The sequence below is a fragment of the Neptuniibacter sp. genome, assembly GCF_024231755.1.
In the GTDB taxonomy this organism is placed as follows: domain Bacteria; phylum Pseudomonadota; class Gammaproteobacteria; order Pseudomonadales; family Balneatricaceae; genus Neptuniibacter.
In genome coordinates this window covers 1-874 of the sequence record NZ_JAAEQH010000194.1, presented here as the reverse complement: position 1 = coordinate 874, position 874 = coordinate 1, and the positions used below count along the sequence as shown (strand labels likewise).

Here is an 874-nt window from a genome sequence, read left to right as displayed (position 1 = left end):
AGTGTATATGAATCAGCTGCGACATTAGCAATATTATCGCTATAAGTGGCTTGCTCCACGGTCACAGTAGCCGTGCCTGCGTTATACAGCATATGAGTGACGGCAGTCAACACGTTGTCAACCTCTGCCTGGTTTGCCGGTGTATTACCGGAGGTAACGAACTTACTTACGTTTGGAATGACCACTGCGGCAAGTATACCGAGAACCGCAACCACCACCAGTAGCTCGATCAGCGTGAATCCTGCTTCGTTTCGCGGTTTACTTTTCATCTGGAACATCCATTAATCTAATGATTGATTTGCGATGGGAGAAAACAGGCACCGCATGAGTGCCTGTTTTCTGACCTTTAAATTATGTGAGTGTTATAGTAAGGCAACTAGGTGCACGTGCCTTGACTGACAGTTCCAGTTCCGGAGATAGTGTAGGCACACTTCATCGTGGTATCCTGCAGGTAGCTGCTCAGGAGATAGGCACCACTTGCAACAGTAGAAAGATCATTTGTGTCGGCGGCTGTGACAGTAACAGTGCCGCTGTTGGCATCAGCCAACATAGCGGTTACTGCAAGCGCTACATTAGATTCTTCAGTCGAGTTTGCTTCAGTATCACCCTTACCAATAAACTTGCTTACATTAGGTACCACGACCGCAGCCAGTATGCCAAGAATGGCAACCACTACCAGCAACTCGATCAGGGTAAAACCTTTTTCTTTCTTATGGATTTTCATTATATTGGGAACCCTCCTCTATATATCCTTTATTGTTTGATTTATTGCGTTGTTTGGTTTCTGGAACATCCTGTTGTTATGTATCTAAAGTTCATTGTATCGCAGATAAATTTATTCTCCCTTTAATAAAGAAGTATCACCCCCCTTTTT

The 874-nt window shown here is 44.4% G+C and carries 2 protein-coding genes; both read right to left on the bottom strand.

Annotation, left to right across the window (positions count from 1 at the left end; genetic code table 11):
• A partial coding sequence (locus GY843_RS10150) for a type II secretion system protein (protein WP_297309166.1) occupies positions 1-269 on the bottom strand: 269 nt, incomplete at its 3' end.
• Between the two features lie 107 nt (positions 270-376).
• Positions 377-724, bottom strand: a complete 348-nt coding sequence (locus GY843_RS10145; RefSeq protein WP_297309164.1) for a type II secretion system protein — start codon at positions 722-724, stop codon at positions 377-379.
• Positions 725-874 lie beyond the last annotated feature (150 nt).